A 21,342-nucleotide genomic window follows, 5' to 3' on the forward strand; every position below is an offset into this window, starting at 1 on the left:
CTGACAGGCCAAGAACCCATGTGGGAGGGAGCGAGCCCCCTCCTACATTTAGCTCTTCGGTGAGCGGAGATCGCTTACTTATCCTTGAACTCAGGCGCGCGCTTGGCCACGAACGCCGCCATGCCTTCCTTCTGATCCTGTGTCGCGAATGCCGCATGGAACACCCGGCGCTCAAAGCGCACGCCTTCGGACAGGCTCACTTCAAACGCGCGGTTCACACTTTCCTTGACCATCATGCTGATCGGCACCGATTTACCGGCAATCACCGTGGCGACTTTCAAGGCCTCATCCAACAGCTCATCGGCCGGCACGACGCGCGCCACAATCCCGCAACGCTCGGCTTCGACCGCATCGATAAAGCGCCCGCTCAGGCACATTTCCATGGCCTTGGCCTTGCCGACCGCACGGGTCAGGCGTTGGGTACCGCCCATGCCCGGCAGCACCCCGAGGTTGATTTCCGGTTGGCCGAACTTGGCGCTGTCGCCGGCGAGGATAAAGTCGCACATCAGCGCCAGTTCACAGCCGCCCCCCAGGGCGAAGCCGTTGACAGCGGCGATGATCGGCTTGCGACGGTTGGCCACGCGATCCGCATCGCTGAACAAATCGTCGATATAGATCTGCGGGTAGGTCAGCTCGGCCATTTCCTTGATATCGGCGCCAGCAGCAAAGGCTTTTTTCGAGCCGGTCAGCACGATGCAACCGATGTGCGGGTTCGATTCGAGGCTGTCCAGCGCCTGGTTCAACTCACTGATCAGCTGCGCATTCAGGGCGTTCAGGGCTTGGGGGCGATTAAGGGTAATCAGACCGACACGGTCCTGGACTTCAAGCAAAATGGTTTCGTAACTCATGTAACAGCTCCTTAGAGATTGCGTGAGATGACCATGCGTTGGATATCGCTGGTGCCTTCGTAAATCTGGCAGACCCGCACATCGCGGTAGATCCGCTCCAGGGGAAAGTCGCTCAGGTAACCGTAACCGCCCAGGGTTTGCAAGGCGGCCGAACAGACTTTCTCGGCCATTTCCGAGGCGAACAGCTTGGCCATGGAGGCCTCGACCAGCGCCGGCTTGCCGCTGTCACGCAGGGTGGCGGCGTATTGCACCATTTGCCGCGCCACCGCGATTTGCGTGGCCATGTCCGCCAGGCGGAAGGCCACGGCCTGGTGTTCGATCAAGGCCTTGCCAAAACTTTCGCGCTCGCGCGCGTAGTCGCGCGCGGCTTCAAAGGCGGCGCGGGCCATGCCCACCGATTGGGAGGCAATGCCGACACGCCCGCCTTCGAGGTTGGCCAGGGCGATGCGGTAGCCCTCGCCTTCCTCCCCCAGACGGTTGGCGAGCGGCACCTTGACGTCTTCGAAGAGGATCTGGCAAGTGTCCGACGCATGCTGGCCCAGCTTGTCCTCGACCCGCGCCACCGTGTAGCCCGGCGAATCCGTCGGTACGATAAACGCGCTGATACCGCGCTTGCCTGCGGTTGGGTCGGTCACGGCGAACACAATCACGACGCCGGCATTCTGCCCGGAAGTGATGAACTGTTTGCAGCCGTTCAATATGTAGTGATCGCCCTCACGGCGGGCGCGGGTTTTCAGGCTGCTGGCGTCGGAGCCGGCCTGGGGTTCGGTCAGGGCAAACGCGCCGAGCATGGCGCCGCTGGCCAGCGGGGTAAGAAATTGCGCTTTCTGCTGATCGTTGCCGAACGTGAGGATCGGCACGCAGCCCACCGAGTTGTGCACGCTCATGATGGTCGAGCAGGCCCCATCGCCAGCGGCGATTTCTTCCAGGGCCATGGCGTAGGCCAGGTAGCCGGTGTCACTGCCACCCCACTGTTCCGGCACCAGCATGCCGAAAAAGCCCAGTTCGGCCATTTCTGCGATGGCTTCCTTGGGAAAGCGGTGTTCGCGGTCCCAGTCGGCCGCGAAGGGTTTGAGGCGCTCCTGAGCAAATTGCCGGGCGGCTTCGCTGATTTGCATCTGTTCGTCATTGGGCAGCATGGGGCAGCATCCTTAATACAGGCATTCGACGGCCATGGCCGTGGCTTCACCGCCGCCAATGCAGATGGCGGCGACGCCGCGCTTGAGACCTTTCTGGCGGAGGGCCGAGAGCAGGGTCACCAAAATCCGTGCGCCAGAAGCACCGATCGGGTGGCCCAGGGCGCAGGCGCCACCGTGCACATTGACCTTGGCATGGGGGATGTCCAGCTTGTTCATGGTCACCAGGCTGACCACGGCGAAGGCTTCATTGATTTCGAACAGATCGACCTCATCGACGCTCCAGCCGGTCTTGCTCATCAATCGACGAATCGCCCCCACCGGCGCCTCCGGGAAGAATCCGGGCTCATCGGCGAAGGCCGCATGCCCACTGATCACCGCCAGCGGCGTGAGCCCGCGCTTGTGCGCCTCGGACTCGCGCATCAACAGCAAGGCGGCCGCACCGTCGGAGATCGAGCTGGAATTGGCTGCCGTCACGGTACCGCCTTCGCGGAACGCCGGTTTCAGGCTGGGGATCTTGTCCGGCTTGGCCTTGGGCGGTTGTTCGTCGTGCAGGATGGTGCGCTGTTCCTTGCCCACGGTGACCTGCAGAGGAACGATCTCGGCGGCGAAGTTGCCCTGGGTGATCGCCTCCTGCGCACGGGTCAGGGAGGCGATGGCGAACGCGTCCTGGGCTTCGCGGGTAAAGCCGTTATTCGCGGCGCAATCTTCGGCAAAGGTGCCCATCAGGCGGCCTTTGTCATACGCATCCTCCAGGCCGTCGAGGAACATGTGGTCGAGTACGCGGCCATGGCCCATGCGGTAGCCGCTGCGGGCACGGTCCAGCAGGTATGGCGCGTTGGACATGCTTTCCATACCCCCGGCGATGACCACATCGACGCTGCCTGCCAGCAGCGAGTCATGGGCCAGGATCGTCGCTTCCATGCCCGAGCCGCACATTTTGTTGAGCGTGGCGCAGCGCGTCGACTTATCCAACCCGGCCCCCAGGGCGGCTTGACGCGCCGGCGCCTGGCCCAGACCCGCAGGCAGTACACAGCCGAACAACACTTCATCCACCGCGTCGCTGGCGATGCCGGCCCGCTCGACGGCCGCGCGGATCGCCGCCGAACCGAGCTGTGGCGCGGTCAAGCCCTTGAGGTCGCCCTGGAAGGCGCCCATGGGCGTGCGCACGGCACTGACAATCACAATAGGGTCGTTCATGGGAGTGCTCCTCACTTGGCTGCCATGCGCAAGGCACCGTCGAGACGGATCACCTCGCCATTGAGCATGCTGTTTTCAATGATGTGCCGCACCAGCGCGGCGTATTCGGTGGGTTTGCCCAGACGTGGCGGGAATGGCACGCCGGCGGCCAGAGAATCGCGCACTTCCGGGGTCATGCCCGCCATCATCGGCGTCTCGAAAATGCCCGGAGCGATGGTCATCACGCGGATACCAAAGCGCGCCAGCTCACGGGCGGCGGGCAACGTAAGGCTGGCGATCGCGCCTTTGGACGCCGCATACGCGGCCTGGCCGATCTGCCCGTCAAAGGCTGCGACAGAGGCGGTGTTGATGATCACGCCGCGCTCGCCATCGGCATTGGCCTCGGTTTCAGCAATGGCCGCCGCCGCCAGACGCAGCAGGTTGAAGCTGCCGATCAGGTTGACGTTGATCACCTGGGCAAAACTGGCCAGTCCATGGGGACCGTTCTTGCCGAGGATTTTCTCACCGCGTACCACCCCGGCGCAGTTCACCAACCCATGCAGGCCACCGAAGGCCGCCACGGTGGCTTGCACTGCCGCTTCGGCCGCGGCTTCCTGGCTGATATCCGCCACGGCACTGCGCGCGTTGTCGCCCAACTGTTTGGCCTTGGCCGCCACAGCGTCGGCGTTCAGATCCACCAGCATCACCTTGGCGCCGGCGGCTACCAGCATTTCAGCGGTGGCCGCGCCGAGACCGGAAGCCCCACCACTGACCAGAAAAACCTTGTTCTCAATTTGCATTATTGTTGTTTCCTTAGAGCACGCATCGAGTCAGTCCACAATCGACGAAATAGTCGCTCCCCGGCGCGGCAGCAGCAATGGTCAAAGCCTTCAACCTGACTGACTGGTTTGGCCAATCATCGACCCCGCTGATCGCTCGGTCGGCCCAAGCGATTGGACGTGATTCGCGCAAGCTTCTAACCTGATGGCCTGCGCCACCGAAGAAGTCCCCGCCCCGATGATCGTGCGTCCCAAACCCAACCTCCTGGGTATCCTGTTTTCCCTCAAGGGCTCGATTGCCAAGCGCATCGCCCTGCGCAGCCTGCTTGTCACCTTGCTGGCCTCGGTGATCGTGCTGGTGGAGACGCTGCACCCGGCGTACTTCTCCAAGGTCAACGCCACGCCGTTCACGTTGCTCGGGCTGTCGTTGTCGATCTTCATGAGCTTTCGCAATAACGCCTGCTATGACCGCTGGTGGGAAGGCCGCAAGCAGATGGGGCAGATGATCATCGAGGTGCGCTCGCTGATCCGTGAGACCCAGGTACTCAAGGACCCGATAGAGCGCGCGGGCCTGCTGCGCGGCGTGTGCGGGTTTGCCCATGGCCTGATCGCACGCTTGCGCCATGAGGATGAACGCCAGGCGATAACGCCCTGGACCGCAGTGCAACCCAACCACCCCAACCTGCCCGATCGCGTGCTGCAAAACGTCGGCGCGCGGTTGTCCGAACTGACCGAGCAAGGCGTGCTCAGCGAATGGCGCTATACGCAACTGGAAACGCGCCTGGTCAGCCTCAGCCAGGTCCAGGCCTCATGCGAGCGCATCAAAGGCACCCCGCTGCCCTTTCCCTACACCTTGCTGCTGCATCGCACCATTTACCTGTTCTGCATTCTCTTGCCGTTCGCCATGGCCGAACCCCTGGGCTGGCTCACGCCGGTGTTCACCGCCATCGTCAGCTACACCTTTTTCGGCCTGGATGAAATCGGCGATGACCTGGAAGACCCCTTCGGCTTCGACGAAAACGATCTACCCTGCAATGCCCTCCTGCGCACCGTCGAGCGCGAGGTGCTGGCTGCCCTTGGCGAAACCGACTTGCCACCAGCGCTGGAACCGGTGGAATACGTGCTCACCTGATAGGGGTTTGACACTCACCGTGGTCTGACCGAAGCTGATCACTTTGCTTCCCACGCTTTCGGACGCCTGAATGCCCAAGTCACGCCGTTACGCCATCGTCGGCCTGTGCGCCCTGCTGTTTATTGCGCTGATCACCTGGTATGTCTCCCGCTCCGCTCCGCAGGCCGTGCCGCCCGCCATTGCCCATGGCTATGCCAAAGCCTTGAAACAGGCGCATAACGGCGAGCCGGGCGCGGCGCGTGTGTTGTACCAGCAATTGGGCCGGCCGGACCTGTCCCCCGAGCGCCGCGCCGCCCTGCATGTCGAATTGCCCAACTACCCCAGCCCCAAAGCCTTGAAACTTGCGGATAACGACCTGAGCAACGAATCACCACGGGTCCGCGAGGCCGCCATTCGCAGCATTGTGGGACTGGTTCCCACCGGCCAGCGCACGCTGTTGCTCGGCCCGGTACTGGACGATCCCGAACAGAGCGTACGATTTGCCGCCGCCGATGCCTTGCTTGGTCTGTCCCCCGACACCTTGGGCCTGTACTTCGGGCCGTTGCAGCAGGTGCTCGACGAGTACGTGAAAAAGCTCAAAGCCCAGCCCGAAACGGCCGAGGGCTGGATTCAACTGGCACGCCTGTACATCCACAGCGCCCTGTTGCCGGACGCACAACATGCCCTGGAGCAGGCGATGCGCTTGCAACCGGACAACCTGCAAGCCGTGGTGGCGCAGATCGAGTTGCTGGACAAACAAGGCAAGACCGACGACTCCCGCCAACTGCTGGCGCGGCAATTGGCGGCGCATCCCGAATCGGCCTACCTGCAACACGCCCTGGGCATGTGGCTGCTGCACCATGGCGAACGGCCCTACGCGCTGCTCGGCCTGTCCAAAGCCGTCGAGCTTGAGCCGGACAACCAGGATTATCGCTACGACCTGGCCACCACCCTGCATGCTCAGCAGGAATTGGAAGCCGCCCAGCGCCAACTGGAGGAAATCGTCCAGCGCCACCCAGCCAACCGCAAGGCGCGGGTGCTGCTCGTCAACTATTGGAAAGAAAGCGGCCAGTTGCAGAATGTGCAGGTGTTGCTCGCGCAACTGGAGCAACTGAACCCCGACGATCCGGCCCTGCAACAAGGCCTGTAGGTCGTTCATGCAGCTTTTTTGCAAAGCGTGCCGCCGGCCTCATTAATCCCGCAACAGGTTGAACCGCCGTCAAGCGCAAAGGTCAAGAGAACATGGCGCGTCCGTAATAAACGCCGCGCATCCTCTATTCGTTTGTGACCTGAGGGCACTTCTTGTCTACATCCAACGCGCAGTTAACCGAAAAAGCGGCCACCGGCATTGAAGGCCTTGACGACATTCTTGCCGGGGGGCTATCGCGCAGCCACCTGTTCCTGCTGGAAGGCGAACCCGGCACCGGGAAAACCACCGTAGCCTTGCATTTCCTGCAGGCCGGGGCGAAAAGCGGTGAACGCTCGCTGTACATCACACTGTCCGAAACCGAGCGTGAATTGCGTCAGGGCGCCGAGTCCCACGGTTGGCATCTGGATGGCAATATCCATATTTTCGAACTGACGCCGCCGGAGAGCCTGCTCAACGCCGAGCACCAACAAAGCCTGCTGTACTCCTCCGACCTGGAGCTGGGCGAGGCCACCCGGCAAATTTTCGAAGTGGTCGAGCGGGTCAAGCCGACACGCGTGGTAATCGACAGCCTCTCGGAAATCCGCCTGCTGGCGCAAAGCTCGCTGCGCTATCGCCGGCAGATCCTGGCGATCAAGCATTACTTTGTGCGCTACGACGCCACCGTGTTGCTGCTGGATGACCTGACCACCGAATCCCTCGACAAAACCGTGCACAGCGTGGCCCACGGGGTGATTCGCCTGGAAGAACTGACCCCCAACTACGGCGCCGAACGTCGCCGGGTGCGCGTGGTGAAGTACCGGGGCCAGAAGTACCGCGGCGGTTTCCACGACTTCAGCATCATGCAGGACGGTATTCACGTGTTCCCACGCCTGGTGGCGGCCGAGCATCGCGGTGGCTACGTGCGCGACACCCTCAGCAGCGGCATTCGCGAACTGGACGCCTTGATGGGCGGCGGTGTCGAGACCGGCTCCAGCAGCCTGATCCTCGGCCCGGCCGGTACCGGCAAATCGCTGATCTCGATGATTTTTGCCGCCGCCGCCGTGGCGCGGGGTGAAAAGGCCGCGCTGTTTATCTTCGATGAAGAATTGGGCCTGCTATTCGAACGCATGAAAAACATGGGCATCGACCTCGACGCCCTGCAGGCCACCGGCAACCTGCTGATCGAACAGGTGGACGCGGCCGAGTTGTCGCCCGGCGAATTCTCCCACCGTGTACGCCGCTGCGTGGACGAACGCGGGATCAAGACCGTGGTCATCGACAGCATCAACGGCTACCAGGCCGCCATGCCGGAAGAAAACGCGCTCATCCTGCACATGCACGAGTTGCTGCTGTACCTCAACCGACGAGGCGCGGCGACGTTCATGACGGTCGCGCAGCACGGGCTGGTCGGCGATATGCAGGCGCCTGTCGACATCACCTACCTGGCGGACACCGTGATCCTGCTGCGCTACTTCGAGGCCTTGGGCAAGGTGCGCCGCGCCATCTCGATCATCAAGAAACGCACAGGCGCCCACGAAGCCACCATTCGCGAATACCGCATCGGCAGCAACGGCATGACGGTCGGCGAGCCGCTCGACAACTTCCAGGGCGTACTGCGCGGCATTCCCACCTACATGGGCGCCGGTTCGCCCTTGCTCAAGGATGAGGGCGTGTGACGGCCCTGGCACCGGTCTCCGAGCGCGCCATTGTCCTTGCGCCGATGGGCCGCGACGGCGCGCTGGCCTTGATGATGCTCAACGAAGCCGGCTACAGCGGCGTCGTTGCCAGCAGCCTTGCGGTCTTGTGTAACGAGTTGAGCAACGGTGCAGGCTTACTCCTGATCGCCGCCGAAGCCTTGCGCGGCGAGGATCTTCAGCCGCTGCTCGAGTATTTGCATCAACAGCCCGCCTGGTCCGACCTGCCCATCGTGTTGATGACCCATCACGGCGGCAGCGAACAGAACGGCTCATCGCACCTCAGTGGTTTGCTGGGCAACGTGACCTTCCTGGAGCGGCCTTTCCATCCCGTGACCCTGATCAGCTTGATCAGCGCCGCCCTGCGCGGTCGGCGTCGGCAATATGAAGCGCGGGATCGGCTGGTCGACTTGAGCGAGAGCGAGGCACGGTTGCAGCGCACCCTCGAAACCCTTGAACAGCAAGTCGAAGAGCGCACCGCCCAGTTGCGCAGTAACGAAGAGGCCTTGCGCCAATCCCAGAAGATGGAAGCCGTCGGCCAGTTGACGGGGGGCATCGCCCATGACTTCAACAACATGCTCACCGGGATTATCGGCAGCCTGGAGCTGCTGCGCAGGCGCATCGCTCGCGGCAAACTCGACGACCTCGACGGTTTGATCGACCTGGGCGTGACCTCGGCCAACCGGGCCGCCGGCCTCACCCACCGCCTGCTGGCGTTTTCCCGGCGCCAGTCGCTGGATTCAAAACCCGTGGAGATCAACCAACTGGTGACCTCCATGGGCGAACTGCTGCAACGCAGCATCAACGAAAGCATCACCCTGGAGATGCGCCTCACCGATCAACTGTGGACCGCCGAGGCCGACCCCAACCAACTGGAAAGTGCCCTGCTCAACCTGGTGATCAACGCACGGGACGCCATGCCCAGTGGCGGCAAGCTCACCGTCGGGACCACCAACCGCCATCTGGACAGCGTCTTCACCGCTGCCTACGGCACCCTCAGCCCCGGCGATTACGTGGAACTGAGTGTCAGCGACACTGGCTGCGGCATTCCGGAAAGTGTGATGGGCCGTGTCTTCGACCCGTTCTTCACCACCAAACCCATCGGCCAGGGCACCGGTTTGGGGCTGTCGATGATCTACGGCTTCACCCGTCAGTCCCGTGGTCATGTCACGATTCACAGCGAAGTGGGCAAAGGCACCACCGTGAGCCTGTTCCTCCCGCGTTTCATCGGCGAAGTCGTCACCGGTGCGGCGGTAAACCCCGCGCTGCTGCCGTTCGCCAATGCGGGCGAAACCGTGCTGATCGTCGAGGACGACCCGGCTGTGCGCGTGCTGGTCAGTGCGGTACTCAAGGAACTGGGCTACGCCTTTGTCGAGGCCGGCGACGCCGATGCGGCCGTGCCGATCATCGAGTCCGACCAGCGTATCGACCTGATGATCAGCGACGTCGGCCTGCCGGGTATGAACGGTCGGCAACTGGCGGAAATCGGCCGGCAGCTTCGGCCGGACCTGAAGGTGTTGTTCATCACCGGATATGCCGAGCATGCCGCCGTGCGGGGTGGTTTTCTCGACCCTGGCATGCAGTTGATCACCAAGCCGTTCACCTTTGATTTGTTGACGGCGAAGGTCAGGGAGATGATTCAGGCGTGAACTGATCCGGCGCGGTTGATCCAGACACGATTGGACACGGGGCGAATTGGAATCGCTAAACGCTTTTCAGACATTAAGGCTATGTATCGGGAGACGAAGTTTATCCCGGGCGCCCCTCAAAATGACCTGAAGAGCTGTAGGATGATTAATTCTGCCACTGTTTTAAATACTCCACGCCCTGCGTCTCTGACTTCAACTGTCGATCAGCGACCCTCTGAAACACGCCACGCGCAAAGCGCCGACGTCCCCACCGCACCGGCTGACACCAGCCGTGCTGCCGGCGACCGCGAACTGCTATCGCTGTACACCAAGGCCCTGCGGCGCAAGACGGGCGACCCCCAGCATGACCGCGAGATCATGGTCGACAACATCCCCCCACACTCAACGTTCGGCCAGTGGTGGGCTCAGTTGGGGCGTGCCATACGATCCCAGGATGTAAATGAGTGGCTGACGTCCGCTAGCATGAATAAAAGCTCGCTGCTCATCTCTCCCGAGCGTGGCGAAATCACCGATGGCATCCAACGCTTCCGGGCGTCAGGCCCGCTCTTGCGCGCCAATGACCAAGCCTGGTCGCAATTGAGTGGACCGATCATCGAAGCAGGAAAAGTCGTCAACGGACGTGGCGGCCCATCATTCTTCAAGCCACCGCTTTCTGGAGACAGCACCAGTGCGCCACTGGACGTGATCACGAATTTCTACTACCAGCCCGAATACAAAAACCCGCAACAGAGCCGCGACCATGCGGATGAACTGGAGCGCCATAACACATTCTGGCCGATCCCAACGGCGCAAAAGGCGCTGCGCAACGAAGAGGAACTCCTCAGGCAAAAGAACAGCGTCGGCGATAAAAATACCCGGCTCACTGCTGCGCGGGAGTTCAAGCAAATGGCGACCCGGCTGGAGACCGGCAGCCTGTACGAACAGGAGATTCACTCCTATTTGCAAAAGCCCACCCTGCAGGTCGATCCCCACAGCTCCTTTCCAACCGAGCACCTCAGCCACTGGGGCGAGGCCAGCCTCATGCAGTATCTGCAGGAAAACGACCTGGATATCCCCAAGACGCGTGCAGAGGTGGATAACCTCGCCGCCGCCCTGTTCACCCCACCGCCGAAAAGCGCGACGTTTGGCAACTACGGCGGTGCATTCAAATGGCCGGTGCCGCTGGACATCACCAGCCAGCGGCAACTGCAGGCCAATATTCGTTTCGGTAAGTTTGGCGACATTGAATTGGCCCCCTACAAAAACGTGCTGGATTACCTGATAGGAGGGGAGAAGCTGGAGCCTTCCGATGTGCAAAACCCACGACAGACCCTCGACCAGTTGATCAAGTCGCAACGGGGCCAGGCGCTGGGCGAAGCGATCAAGGCCAGCTTCGACGCAAAGTCTGTCAAAGGGAGCGTCAACGATTGGCTACTGGCCGCATTGAACGTTGATATGAAATCGCCGCTACGAGATTCAAAAAGCCACATCGAGTCGTATCCGTGGTGGCGCACACCCTATAGCTACGGCAAGAGCGCATCAGCCATCGTTGAAGCAGTCGTCCGTGATATGGACGAGACTGGTAGAGCATCCTCGCCGGAAACCGCCAGGCTTCTGACCCACCTACTCCTGGCCAGCCGCGCGCCGGAACTGTTGGTCAAGGATATCCCCAACAAGGTGACCTTCGGCTCCCACAGCTGGGTGGCGCTTGCCACCGCCGTTAGGCGCCTGGAAGCACAAGCGCCGGGCTCGACCGCCACGATGAGTTACAGTCAAGTGATGCTGCAAGCCTCTATTGCGCCGATCTCAGCCCGTGAACGCGCCATCGAATACACTGCACAACAGGAAGCACTCAAGGATTGGGGTGCCGTGAACGGTATGCCTTCTCATACCGAGGCACAGATGGCTGAGGTGAGCAAGGCGTACGACGCGCGTATCGCCAAGCTGAAAACTGCATCCGAAGCGCTTAGAACACCGATGCCGGTGGCCAAAGAGATGGCATTGGCACATTTGAGAAAAGCCTTCCCGGACATGGACCCGGCACTGTTCGAGAAGCATTGCATCACCCTGGAACCCTCCGTAGCGGATTTTCCCGGGCCTTACTCGGTGCTGGACCTGTATATGGACGGCAGAAGCGCCAGTGGCGCACCCACCCCGCATTACGACGCCTTCTATACGGCGCTTTTTCGCACAACATCGGACCGGCCTTCTGCCAGTCGCTTTATCTCCGAGTCCCCCGATGTCGATATCGACGCAGTCCTCGCGAAGATAAAGCACCTTCCAAACATATCCGACGAATTCAAAAAGAGCTTCCGCGAGTACGTTGATTCCGTTGAAACCGGTATTTCAGTTCAACTCAGAAACTTGATCGCGCGACAACCGATCGAGATTCGCAGGAACCTCGAATATGGCAAAGTCACGATCGTTCGTGAAGATCAGCTCACTTACACCCCCTATAGCTTGAGGGTCAGTACCCTGCCTCGTGAAAACAACAACCTGCTGATCAAGACCGAGCACGACGGACAGATTCACACGTACGAAGTCGATCTTAAACAGGATCGAATCGTCGAGCGGACTGACCTGGGGGATTTTCGGCCTGGGAAATTCCCGCTCAATCACACCCATCCCGGCAGAAAGCTTGTGGAAGTCAGGGGGGCAGGCGAGTACTCATCCGGCGTGACCGACGCGAGAAATGGAAGCAGCGCCACACCCGATAGCTTCAATAGCGAGAGGACTTCATACCTCGCGGATGCGTACGTCAAAAATATGAACATTAGTGAACTTCGAAAGGAGGCCATGGGGCAGACCACCTTCAATACCGAAACGCCGTTTTACAAAAAAGCATACGAATTCATGCTTAACCTGATTCCGCTCCGATCAGCGATCGTCAACTTCAGCAATGGCAATATCGGCGAGGGCATTCTGGATCTGTCGTTGGATGTGTTCGGCTTTGTCATCGGGGCCGGCGCCGCCGCGAAGAGTGCCAAGGTGCTGTCGGTCGGGGCTTCGGCGTTCAGCAAAGTCGTGCATGGCGCCAAGATTCTCGGACGTGCGGCAATCGGCGCCCTCAACCCCGTGGATGGCATCCCCGACCTGGTCAAAGGGGCTGTGAAAGTCGGGAGAAGCGGCTTCAAGGCAGCCTCCCAGGGCTTCAAGAAGCTGACCCATTCGGCCGGCAGCTATGATCTGTTGCACGCCAGCAAACGCTTCGATGCTTCCTCGATGGGAACCTTCAAGGTTAACAACGAGATTCTGGAGGGACCTGTGGTGCTGCAAAACGGGAAATGGCATCACTACAGCCCCATCACAGGACAAGCGTACGGCCCGGCGCTGAAGGACTTTGTGCCGTCAGCGCAGCTCAACTCGCAGGAGTTGGGCAAGTGGGTCACCGCGAACGGCACCGCTTCGACAGTGTCTGGAGACGTTGTCACTCACTGGAAAAAAACCGTGAACGCCCATCGAAACGGGCCTGAGAAGGAAGCCTTCGAACGCGGCTACCTCTCTGGAAACCCTCAGACGATCAAGGGGGTTTCCAAGCATATGAAAGCCGAAGACGTCATGAAGCTGGCCAACAACCAAGACCTCACCGCCGAGCAGATCGGGATGCTGGTCAAGAAATACGATGACATTGCCTACGAATTCGGCCGCAGTGGCAGCGCCAGGTTTATCGACGCGATCGAACCGCGCTTCGGCGAGGTCATCCCCATGCCACAGGTCATCTATCTTTCTCAGACAGCGCAATTGTCGGACGGCCAGTGCGCCGCGCTTTCACGGGCCATGGCTACCGCAATGGCACACGGGAAAGAGCAGGTACTGATCAAAAACATGTTCACCGCGGCGGCCTTTCCAGCGGACCCGGCCTCCAGAGCGTTCATTGCCCGGTTGAGCAAAATCCAGACGCAAGTTGGCAGTCAGGCCGCCTTCCATGCCGGGCAACCCACACGCCAGGTGTCGTTGAAGGGGATGGTCAAGGAACTGGCCGATTCGGATGTTTCCAAGTCAGTCATGATCGACTCTCCCGCCCACGCCATGGCGGCCGGCGTACGAGTCGATGGCACTCGCAAGACCTTTTACTTTTATGACCCCAATCATGGCCTCGCCCAGTTCCCAAGCGCCGAAGCCATGGAAAAAGGCCTGGAAAAACTGACCCGCGATAAAAAATTGACGCCGCAATATAGAACCCACAGCACCGACCCCAACAAACTGGAGTTTAAGGTTTTTGACCATGACGACGCCTGGCAACAAAAAAACAGCGTGTTCAGCACCGACGTCAACGCACTGTATGACGCCCCCATTACCCCATCCGGCGCAGCGCCGATGTCTAACGCTGAGTTGATAAAGAATTGGGACACTTTGGGGAATGTTCCTGAGAATCAAGGCCTGATCTGTTACGAGGCCTCGCTGCGTGTGGGCCAGGCGGAAAAAACCTTTACGCCTGCAGTATTCGACGCTGTGCAAGCCACCACCAACCGTAGGGGCGGCACAAATTATTCACAACGCTATCTGGAGATCATGGGAATCAAACCGGACAGTCTCAACGCCACGTTCAATACTGCGGACATTACGGAGTCTGGCCTGATCAACTTCAAACATGCCAATGAGGGTGGATTATTTGGCCACACCGTCTACATACAAAAAACCAAACACAACGAGTTGTACCTGTTCAACACCAATAGCCCTGACTTGGACATTGCAATGGCACGGGAGGGAAATAAGCCAACGATCAGCGGTGGGATGACCGTCTACCACCTTGACGGCAACGGACAAAAAGGCCTCCAGCGTTTTCTTGATGGCATCGACGGCAAAACCGGTTGGCAGTTCGCCTACACACCCGCCAGCACACTCAAGGCCAATGTGCAGAAGCTGACCCCTTGAGGCCGCTGGCGCCGTGTACCTTCGGCGCCGCGGCCCTCAGGCCAGCAAGCGCTGGATATGCTCTTGCAGCGTATCCAGATCAAACGGTTTGGCCAGGATCGGCGCGTTGCGCGTGATTGGGCTATTGCAGTCGAGGATTTCCTGCGGATAGCCACTGATAAAAATGACTTTAAGTTCCGGCCGCAACTTGATCGCGGGTTCGGCGATCTGTACTCCTGAAACCCCGCCCGGCAGGCGGTAATCGGTGACCATCAGGTCCAGATGCGGCTTGGAGGCCAGGATTTCAAAAGCCTCCTCGCCGTTGACGGCCTTCAACACCCGGTAACCCAGGCCTGAAAGGTACTCACCCAACACAAACATAATGGATTCGTCGTCCTCGACGATCAGTACGACATCTTGTGCATCTTCACTCATGGGAAGCCTTTGTCCGGTCAGTTGCTGCAAGTACGACCATAGGGTCACGCAGAGGTTGCGTCGGGCTGACGATTGATTTCATGCCGACGGCTCAAGGGGCAGGCACACCCGAAACAAAGCGCCCTCGCCTATCCGGCTCTCGACTTCGATAGTGCCCCCATGGGCCGCAACGATCTGCTCTGAAATAAACAGGCCAAGGCCCAGTCCCGCCGCGACCTGGCTGGCGGATACGCGCTCGAACTGCTGGAAAATACGCTTCTGGTTTTCTTCGCTGATGCCGATGCCGCGGTCGCGCACTTCCACTCGCGCTTCATCCTGCTCGCGGTACACGCGCACATGCACCGGGCTCTTGGCCCCGTAGCGCAAGGCGTTGGTCAGGAGGTTGGTCACCACCTGTTCGATGCGGAACTCATCCCAATTGCCTTCCACCGGACCTTCGGCGACCAGTTGCATGGATGACTGTGCCGCCGCCACTTGCGGGGCGAAGTTCTCCACCAAGTTATGCACCAGTTGTGCCAGATCGAAACGTCCGGGACGAATCGACAGTTTGCCGGTGCGGATACGCGACACGTCGAGCATGTCTTCGATCAGCCGGATCAGGCTCTGGATCTGGCGCTCATCGCGGTCGACCATGGCGTGCATCTTGTCCAGGGTAAAGGCCGCGGCGTTGTCCCGAGCCAAGTGCATCTTGCGTAGCTGGGTTTCGAGGATCAGCCCGTTGAGGGGCGTGCGTACTTCGTGGGCGACGATCGACATAAAGTCGTCACGCATGCGCACGGCCTGCTCCAGCTCGGCCTGCGTGGCCTGCAGGCGCGTCAGCAACAGCTCCTGCTCGCGACGGCTGCGCTCAAGGGCTTCGACCTGCTGCTTCATCGCCTTGCTCTGGCGGTACAGGTCGACGAACACATTGACTTTGCTCTTCACCGCGTGGATATCCAGCGGTTTGTGCAGAAAGTCCACGGCGCCGCTTTCATAGCCCTTGAACGCATAGTTGAGCTCGCGGCCAGCGGCACTGACAAACACGATCGGGATGTTCTTCGTCTTCTCGGTGCCGCGCATCAGCTCGGCCAGCTCGAAGCCGTTCATGCCGGGCATCTGCACGTCGAGGATCGCCAGGGCGAACTCGTGTTCCAGCAACAGGGACAAGGCTTCGTCGGCGCTCAATGCCTTGAAGACCTGGCGGTCCTCACGCTTGATCAGCGCTTCGAGGGCCAGCAGGTTTTCCGGCAGATCATCGACGATCAGCAGTTTGGCCTGGACAGTACTTAACATGGGGAATATTCCAGGGATGCCAACAGTGAGCCAATGCGGCTCAGCGTAAGAATGTGGTCGGGTGTATGCAGCGCCAGGGCTGCCCGTGGCATGACGGCGACGCGTGCTTCCGTCGGGTCTTGCACCACGGTGGTGCCGCCCTGCTCCTTGACGTGGACCAGGCCTTGGGCGCCGTCTTGATTGGCGCCAGTCAACAGGATGGCCAGCAGGCCCTTGCCATAGGCATCGGCGGCGGAGGCGAACAGGTAATCGATAGCGGGCCGCGAGTGATGCACACGCTCTTCCTGGCTCAGGGACAGGCTGCGATCCTGCTCCACCGACAAGTGATAGCGAGGGCCGGCAAAGTACAGGGTGCCGGGCATGATCACTTCCTTGTCTCGCGCTTCGACCACCGGCATGGCCAGGCGTCGGCCAAACACCTCCGCCAGTTGGCTGCGACGTTCGTCCGGCAGGTGCAGGACCGCGAGGATCGGCAACCCGAAACCATCAGGCAGCGCGCCGAATATCGTCAGCAACGCCTCCACGCCGCCGGCGGATGCACCGATGACGATCGCCTCAATGCCCGGAATCGATGCCGGGTTGCCCGCCACTTGATTCATAGTTTTCGGTAGATCCGTTCCTGTTTGACCAAGGGTTCGAATTGCTTGTTGTAGCCGGAAAAATCCAGGGTTTCCTTGCTGCCCAGCACCAGAAAACCACGGTGGCACAGCGACTCGTGAAACAACCCAAACGCCCGATCTTGCAACTTTTTATTGAAATAAATCAATACGTTACGACATGAAATTAATTGAGTTTCTGAAAATACACTATCGGTCGCCAGGCTGTGGTCGGCGAAGGTGACATTCTCGCGCAGGGTCTTGTCGAAGATCGCGTAATCGTAGGCGGCGGTGTAGTAGTCGGCGAACGACGCCTGCCCCCCGGCCTGCTGATAATTGGCGGTGTAGGCCCGCACGTTCTCCAGGGAAAAGATGCCCTGCTTGGCTTTTTCCAGGGACGCAGGGTTAATGTCCGTGGCGTAAATGATCGTACGCTCCAGCAAGCCTTCTTCACGCAGCAGGATGGCCATGGAGTACACCTCCTCCCCCGTGCTGCAACCGGCGATCCAGATCTTGATCGACGGGTAGGTCCTGAGCAGCGGCACCACTTCCTGGCGGATCGCGAGGAAGTGCGACGGGTCGCGAAACATCTCGCTGACCGGAATCGTCAGGAACTGCAGCAATTGCATGAACGCCGCCGGATCATGCAGCACCCGCTCCTGCAGCGCCGAAATCGTCGCGCAGTCGAACTGGCGCAGGGCATGGGCCACGCGCCGCTTGACCGATGCCCCGGAGTAATCGCGAAAGTCATAGCTGTACTTGAGGTAAATCGCCTCGATCAACAGGCGCAGCTCAATATCGCTGCTTTTTTCCAAAAAACTTCGCTCCACTTAAATGCGTTCCATCTTCGGTAGCCATACGCGAATCAGCGAGAACAGGCGATCCAGGTCGATCGGCTTGGCCAGGTAGTCGTTGGAACCTGCGGCGAGACAGCGCTCCTGATCGTCTTTCATGGCCTTGGCCGTGACGGCGATGATGGGCAGCTTTTTCCAGCGTGGATCCTGGCGGATCAAGGCGGTGGCCTCGTAACCGTCCATCTCCGGCATCATCACGTCCATCAGCACCAGGTCGATATCCTCGACTTCATTGAGTCTCTCGATGGCTTCGTAACCGTTACGGCCAATGACCACCACGGCGCCTTTGTGCTCCAGGGCGCTGGTCAGGGCGAAGATATTGCGTACATCGTCGTCCACCAGCAGGATCTTGCGCCCCTCGAAGACCTTGTCGCGGCTGCGGGCGGTCTTGAGCATCTTCTGACGGTCATGGGACAGCTGGGATTCGACTTTGTGCAAAAAGAGCGTGACTTCATCCAGCAGACGCTCTGGCGAGCGGGCGCCCTTGATGATGATCGAACGCGAATACTTGCGCAGTTCGGCTTCTTCATCGCGCGTCAGGTTGCGCCCGGTGTAGACGATTACCGGCGGGAACGAGCAGATGTCCTCGGTGGCCATGCGCTTGAGCAGTTCGTTGCCGAGCATGTCCGGCAACTTGAGGTCGATGATCATGCAGTCATAGACGTTGGTGCGCAGCAGCTCCAGGGCGGCCTGGGCGTAGCCGACATCGGTGATTTCGATGTCATCGTCGCCGATCAGGCGGGCAATACTGTCGCGTTGCAAGTCATCGTCTTCCACCAGCAACACGCGCTTGACCTTCTGGGTCAGCTTGGCTTCCAGGCGCGCGAACACGTCCTTGAGCTCTTCGCGGGTGGTGGGTTTGACCGCATAACCGATGGCGCCCATGTGCATGGCGGCTTCCACGCGGTCTTCCACGGAAATAACGTGCACCGGGATGTGCCGGGTGTTGGCGTGCTCCTTCAGGCGTTGCAGCACCGTGAGCCCGGAATGGTCGGGCAGGCGCATGTCCAGCAGGATCGCATCGGGGATGTACGCTTCGGCCAGGCTGTAGCCTTCGTCCGCCCCGTGCGCCACCAGGCACTGGTAGCCCAGTTCGTGGGCGAGGTCGAACAGGATGCGTGCGAAGTTCGGCTCGTCTTCCACCACCAGGATGCAACGGGTGGCGAAGGGTGTCTTGTCGCGATCATCGGCAAAACGTGGGATCTGCTGTGTGTCAGCCACCGGCAGCGGCGAGATCGCAATGGGTTTGGGCGCGGGCGCCACGACGGCCTGGCGCGGCTGCTCGATCGGCGCGGCATCTTGTTCGCGCTCCACGTACTGCTCGGGAATCACCAGGGTGAAAATGCTGCCCTGGCCAGGTTCGCTGGTCACGCTGATGTAGCCGCCGAGCAAGGTCGCCAGGTCGCGGGAAATCGACAGGCCCAGGCCAGTGCCGCCATAGCGACGGTTGGTGGTGCCGTCGGCCTGACGGAAGGCTTCGAAGATGCTTTCCTGCTGCTCCGGGGCAATACCGATCCCGGAATCACGCACCGTGAAGGCTATCCCCTCTCCCGGTGCGCGGGATACCGATAGGCTCACCTGGCCCTGCTCGGTGAACTTGATCGCGTTGGACAGCAGGTTCTTGAGGATCTGCTCCAAGCGCTGGCGGTCGGTGTAAAGCATGGTCGGCGCACCGCCCTGCACCTCCACCTGGAACCCCAGCTTGCGGTCGGCGGCCAACGGCTCGAACATCCCGCGCAGACCATCCACCAGGCGCGCCACGCTGGAGTTTTCCGGGCGCATCTCCAGCTTGCCGGCTTCGACCTTGGAAATGTCGAGGATGTCGTTGATCAGGTTGAGCAGGTCATTGCCCGCCGAATAGATCGACTCGGCAAACTTGACCTGTTCGGCGCTGAGGTTTTCCTGGGGGTTCTCCGCCAGCAGCTTGGCCAGGATCAACGAGCTGTTCAGCGGTGTGCGCAGTTCGTGGGACATGTTGGCGAGGAATTCGGATTTGTACTTGCTGGAACGCTGCAACTCTTCCGCGCGCTCCTCCAGCTCCAATTGGGCCTGGTTGAGTTCGCCGTTCTTGCGGTCCATGGCGTCGCGCTGCTCGGCCAGGATCTGGGTCTGTTCGGCCAGTTGCTCGTTGGTCTGTTCCAACTCGGCTTGCTGGGTTTCCAGGTGGGTCTGGGACTCCTTGAGAATGCGCGACTGTTCTTCAAGTTCCTCGTTGGCAGTCTTGAGCTCTTCCTGTTGCACTTGCAGTTCTTCATTGAGCTGCTGGGTTTCGGCGAGCACTTCCTGCAAACGCTGGCGATAACGCGCGGCTTCGATGGACGTGCCGATATTCCCGGCAATCAGTTCCAGCAGCTCGACGTCACGTTCTTCCAACGGGCGCAGAAAGCCCAGCTCGATCACACCGTTGATCCGGTCATCATCGCTGGTGGGCATCACCATCACGCTACGGGGCGAACCTTCACCCAGGCCGGAGCTGACCTTGAAGTAATCCACGGGTACGTCATCCAGGCGAATCAAACGATCCATCTGCGCGGCCTGGCCGACGATGCCCTCGTCGCTGTAGATCGCCTGTTCGCGCTGTTCCTGCTCACGGGAGAATCCGTAGGTGGCCACGCGCTTGAGGCCGCCGTGCTCTTCGCGCACATATAATGCGGCAACCGCCGAGCCCATGTACTGGGCGAAGAACTGCAGGATATTGCGACCGAGCATATTCAGGGTCAGTTGGCCAAGCACCTGTTCAGCCAGTTCAGTTTGGCCGTTGCGCAGCCAGGCTTGCTGTTCCAGGCGTCGCGCGATCTTCTCTTGTGACGCGAGGCTTGAGCTGTAACTATCTGATAACGAAAGTAAATTTTTACGGCCGATATAGGCAAGAAAGCCACTCAGGCCAAGTACGAACGCCAGGTACAGAGCGACGCTGATGATGGTGGTACGGGTCACGTCTTCGTTACGCGCGATCCGGAACTGCTGCTCCATCGTTACCGCATCGTCGTATTCCTTGCGAATCTCGTCCGTCAGGCGCTTGCCTCGCCCGGCTTTGACCGCACTGCGGTAGTCACCGTTTTCGCGCTGCATATCGATCATCGACTGCGCGTACTTATTCCACTCGACCTGCATGGCCTCCAGGCGCTTGAGGCGATCCACCTGCTCCGGGTTATCCGCCACCAGCGCCTGCAGATTGCGCAAGTCAGCAATGATCCGAGGTTTGGCCACTTCGTACGGATCGAGGAAATGTTCATCGCCGGTGATCAGAAACCCGCGCATGCCGGTTTCCAGGTCTACGGTCAGTTTGGATGTCTCGTTGAGGCTATTGATGACCCGATCGGTGTGCTCCACCCATTGGATCACCGACAACAGATAACTAATCAGACACACGAAAAACACCGCACTGACTACGCCCACACCGAGGGGCAATGCGACGTTTCGGCTCAGCAGTGTACGAAAGCTCTTTTCATCGATGGACGACGGGGGAGTCATGGGCATGCCTTGGCCAAATGTGTAAAAACCGCGAGTTTGCCCCATAGTTGCCGTTGAACGCTATTTTTCTGCCACTTGCGCGCACCACCGCCTACGTACGGTCGGGAAAAGCCTGCACGCTGGCAGCCGATTACATGCTGTCATTGGCTACTCCAGTGCGTTGAGTATTGATGACTTAAAACGTCTGGCGGTAGCCGAACGTCGTACTCGGCTTTCCTCGCGGCCATCGTCTGTCCATGAAATGTCCTGGGCAAGCACATGTGCGCTGGCGATTTCACGCAGTCACAAGACATTGCAATCGGTTGCCTGCACAATATCCGACTTGCATCGGGAACTTGCCGAGATGGAGACGA

14 protein-coding genes are annotated in these 21,342 nt (G+C 60.2%); 5 read left to right on the forward strand and 9 right to left on the reverse strand.

The features are described 5' to 3' along the window. Nucleotides 1-74: 74 nt before the first annotated feature. From ACLH0J_RS19480 to ACLH0J_RS19495, 4 genes are read right to left on the reverse strand one after another with little or no spacing between them, the layout of a single operon-like run. Complete coding sequence (locus tag ACLH0J_RS19480; RefSeq protein ID WP_411388583.1) at nt 75-848, reverse strand: enoyl-CoA hydratase; 774 nt, start codon at nt 846-848, stop codon at nt 75-77. Between the two features lie 11 nt (nt 849-859). Further along, nucleotides 860-1,987, reverse strand: a complete 1,128-nt coding sequence (locus tag ACLH0J_RS19485; RefSeq protein WP_411388584.1) for an acyl-CoA dehydrogenase — start codon at nt 1,985-1,987, stop codon at nt 860-862. Between the two features lie 12 nt (nt 1,988-1,999). Then, nucleotides 2,000-3,184 (reverse strand): acetyl-CoA C-acyltransferase, encoded by a 1,185-nt coding sequence (locus tag ACLH0J_RS19490; protein WP_411388585.1) that lies wholly within the window; start codon nt 3,182-3,184, stop codon nt 2,000-2,002. 11 nt (nt 3,185-3,195) lie between these two features. Next, nucleotides 3,196-3,963, reverse strand: coding sequence for an SDR family NAD(P)-dependent oxidoreductase (locus ACLH0J_RS19495; protein ID WP_411388586.1), 768 nt, complete (start codon nt 3,961-3,963; stop codon nt 3,196-3,198). Between the two features lie 217 nt (nt 3,964-4,180). On the opposite strand from ACLH0J_RS19495, the gene ACLH0J_RS19500 reads away from it, so the two are divergent. From ACLH0J_RS19500 to ACLH0J_RS19520, 5 genes are all read left to right on the forward strand, one after another. Continuing rightward, the gene (locus tag ACLH0J_RS19500; protein ID WP_411392860.1) at nt 4,181-5,074 is read left to right on the forward strand and encodes a bestrophin family protein; all 894 of its coding nucleotides are present in this window, start codon (nt 4,181-4,183) and stop codon (nt 5,072-5,074) included. A gap of 70 nt (nt 5,075-5,144) precedes the next feature. Beyond that, nucleotides 5,145-6,203, forward strand: a complete 1,059-nt coding sequence (locus ACLH0J_RS19505) for a tetratricopeptide repeat protein (protein WP_411388587.1) — start codon at nt 5,145-5,147, stop codon at nt 6,201-6,203. A gap of 152 nt (nt 6,204-6,355) precedes the next feature. After that, nucleotides 6,356-7,858 carry an ATPase domain-containing protein gene (locus tag ACLH0J_RS19510; protein WP_411388588.1) on the forward strand — a complete coding sequence of 501 codons (1,503 nt, stop codon included), beginning with the start codon at nt 6,356-6,358 and terminating at the stop codon, nt 7,856-7,858. Next, nucleotides 7,855-9,525, forward strand: coding sequence for an ATP-binding protein (locus ACLH0J_RS19515; RefSeq protein ID WP_411388589.1), 1,671 nt, complete (start codon nt 7,855-7,857; stop codon nt 9,523-9,525). The genes ACLH0J_RS19510 and ACLH0J_RS19515 overlap by 4 nt, the downstream gene beginning before the upstream one ends. A gap of 141 nt (nt 9,526-9,666) precedes the next feature. After that, entirely contained in the window at nt 9,667-14,379 is a 4,713-nt protein-coding gene (locus tag ACLH0J_RS19520) for a hypothetical protein (protein ID WP_411388590.1), read from the forward strand. A 36-nt stretch (nt 14,380-14,415) separates the two neighbouring features. On the opposite strand, the gene ACLH0J_RS19525 is transcribed toward ACLH0J_RS19520, so the two are convergent. The 5 genes from ACLH0J_RS19525 to ACLH0J_RS19545 all read right to left on the reverse strand — a co-directional run bounded on the left by ACLH0J_RS19525 (nt 14,416) and on the right by ACLH0J_RS19545 (nt 20,989). Then, complete coding sequence (locus tag ACLH0J_RS19525; protein ID WP_411392861.1) at nt 14,416-14,793, reverse strand: response regulator; 378 nt, start codon at nt 14,791-14,793, stop codon at nt 14,416-14,418. A gap of 78 nt (nt 14,794-14,871) precedes the next feature. Further along, nucleotides 14,872-16,065 carry an ATP-binding protein gene (locus tag ACLH0J_RS19530; protein WP_411388591.1) on the reverse strand — a complete coding sequence of 398 codons (1,194 nt, stop codon included), beginning with the start codon at nt 16,063-16,065 and terminating at the stop codon, nt 14,872-14,874. Beyond that, nucleotides 16,059-16,664: a chemotaxis protein CheB gene (locus ACLH0J_RS19535; RefSeq protein ID WP_411388592.1), complete on the reverse strand. Its 606-nt coding sequence runs from the start codon at nt 16,662-16,664 to the stop codon at nt 16,059-16,061. The genes ACLH0J_RS19530 and ACLH0J_RS19535 overlap by 7 nt, the downstream gene beginning before the upstream one ends. Continuing rightward, entirely contained in the window at nt 16,661-17,491 is an 831-nt protein-coding gene (locus tag ACLH0J_RS19540; protein ID WP_411388593.1) for a CheR family methyltransferase, read from the reverse strand. Before ACLH0J_RS19540 ends, ACLH0J_RS19535 begins: the two co-directional genes overlap by 4 nt. Next, a complete protein-coding gene (locus ACLH0J_RS19545; protein ID WP_411388594.1) occupies nt 17,492-20,989 on the reverse strand; it encodes a response regulator in 3,498 nt (1,165 codons plus the stop codon). It abuts the gene before it with no gap. Between the last annotated feature and the right edge of the window lie 353 nt (nt 20,990-21,342).

The sequence above is a fragment of the Pseudomonas sp. MPB23 genome (assembly GCF_046605395.1).
Classification (GTDB): domain Bacteria; phylum Pseudomonadota; class Gammaproteobacteria; order Pseudomonadales; family Pseudomonadaceae; genus Aquipseudomonas.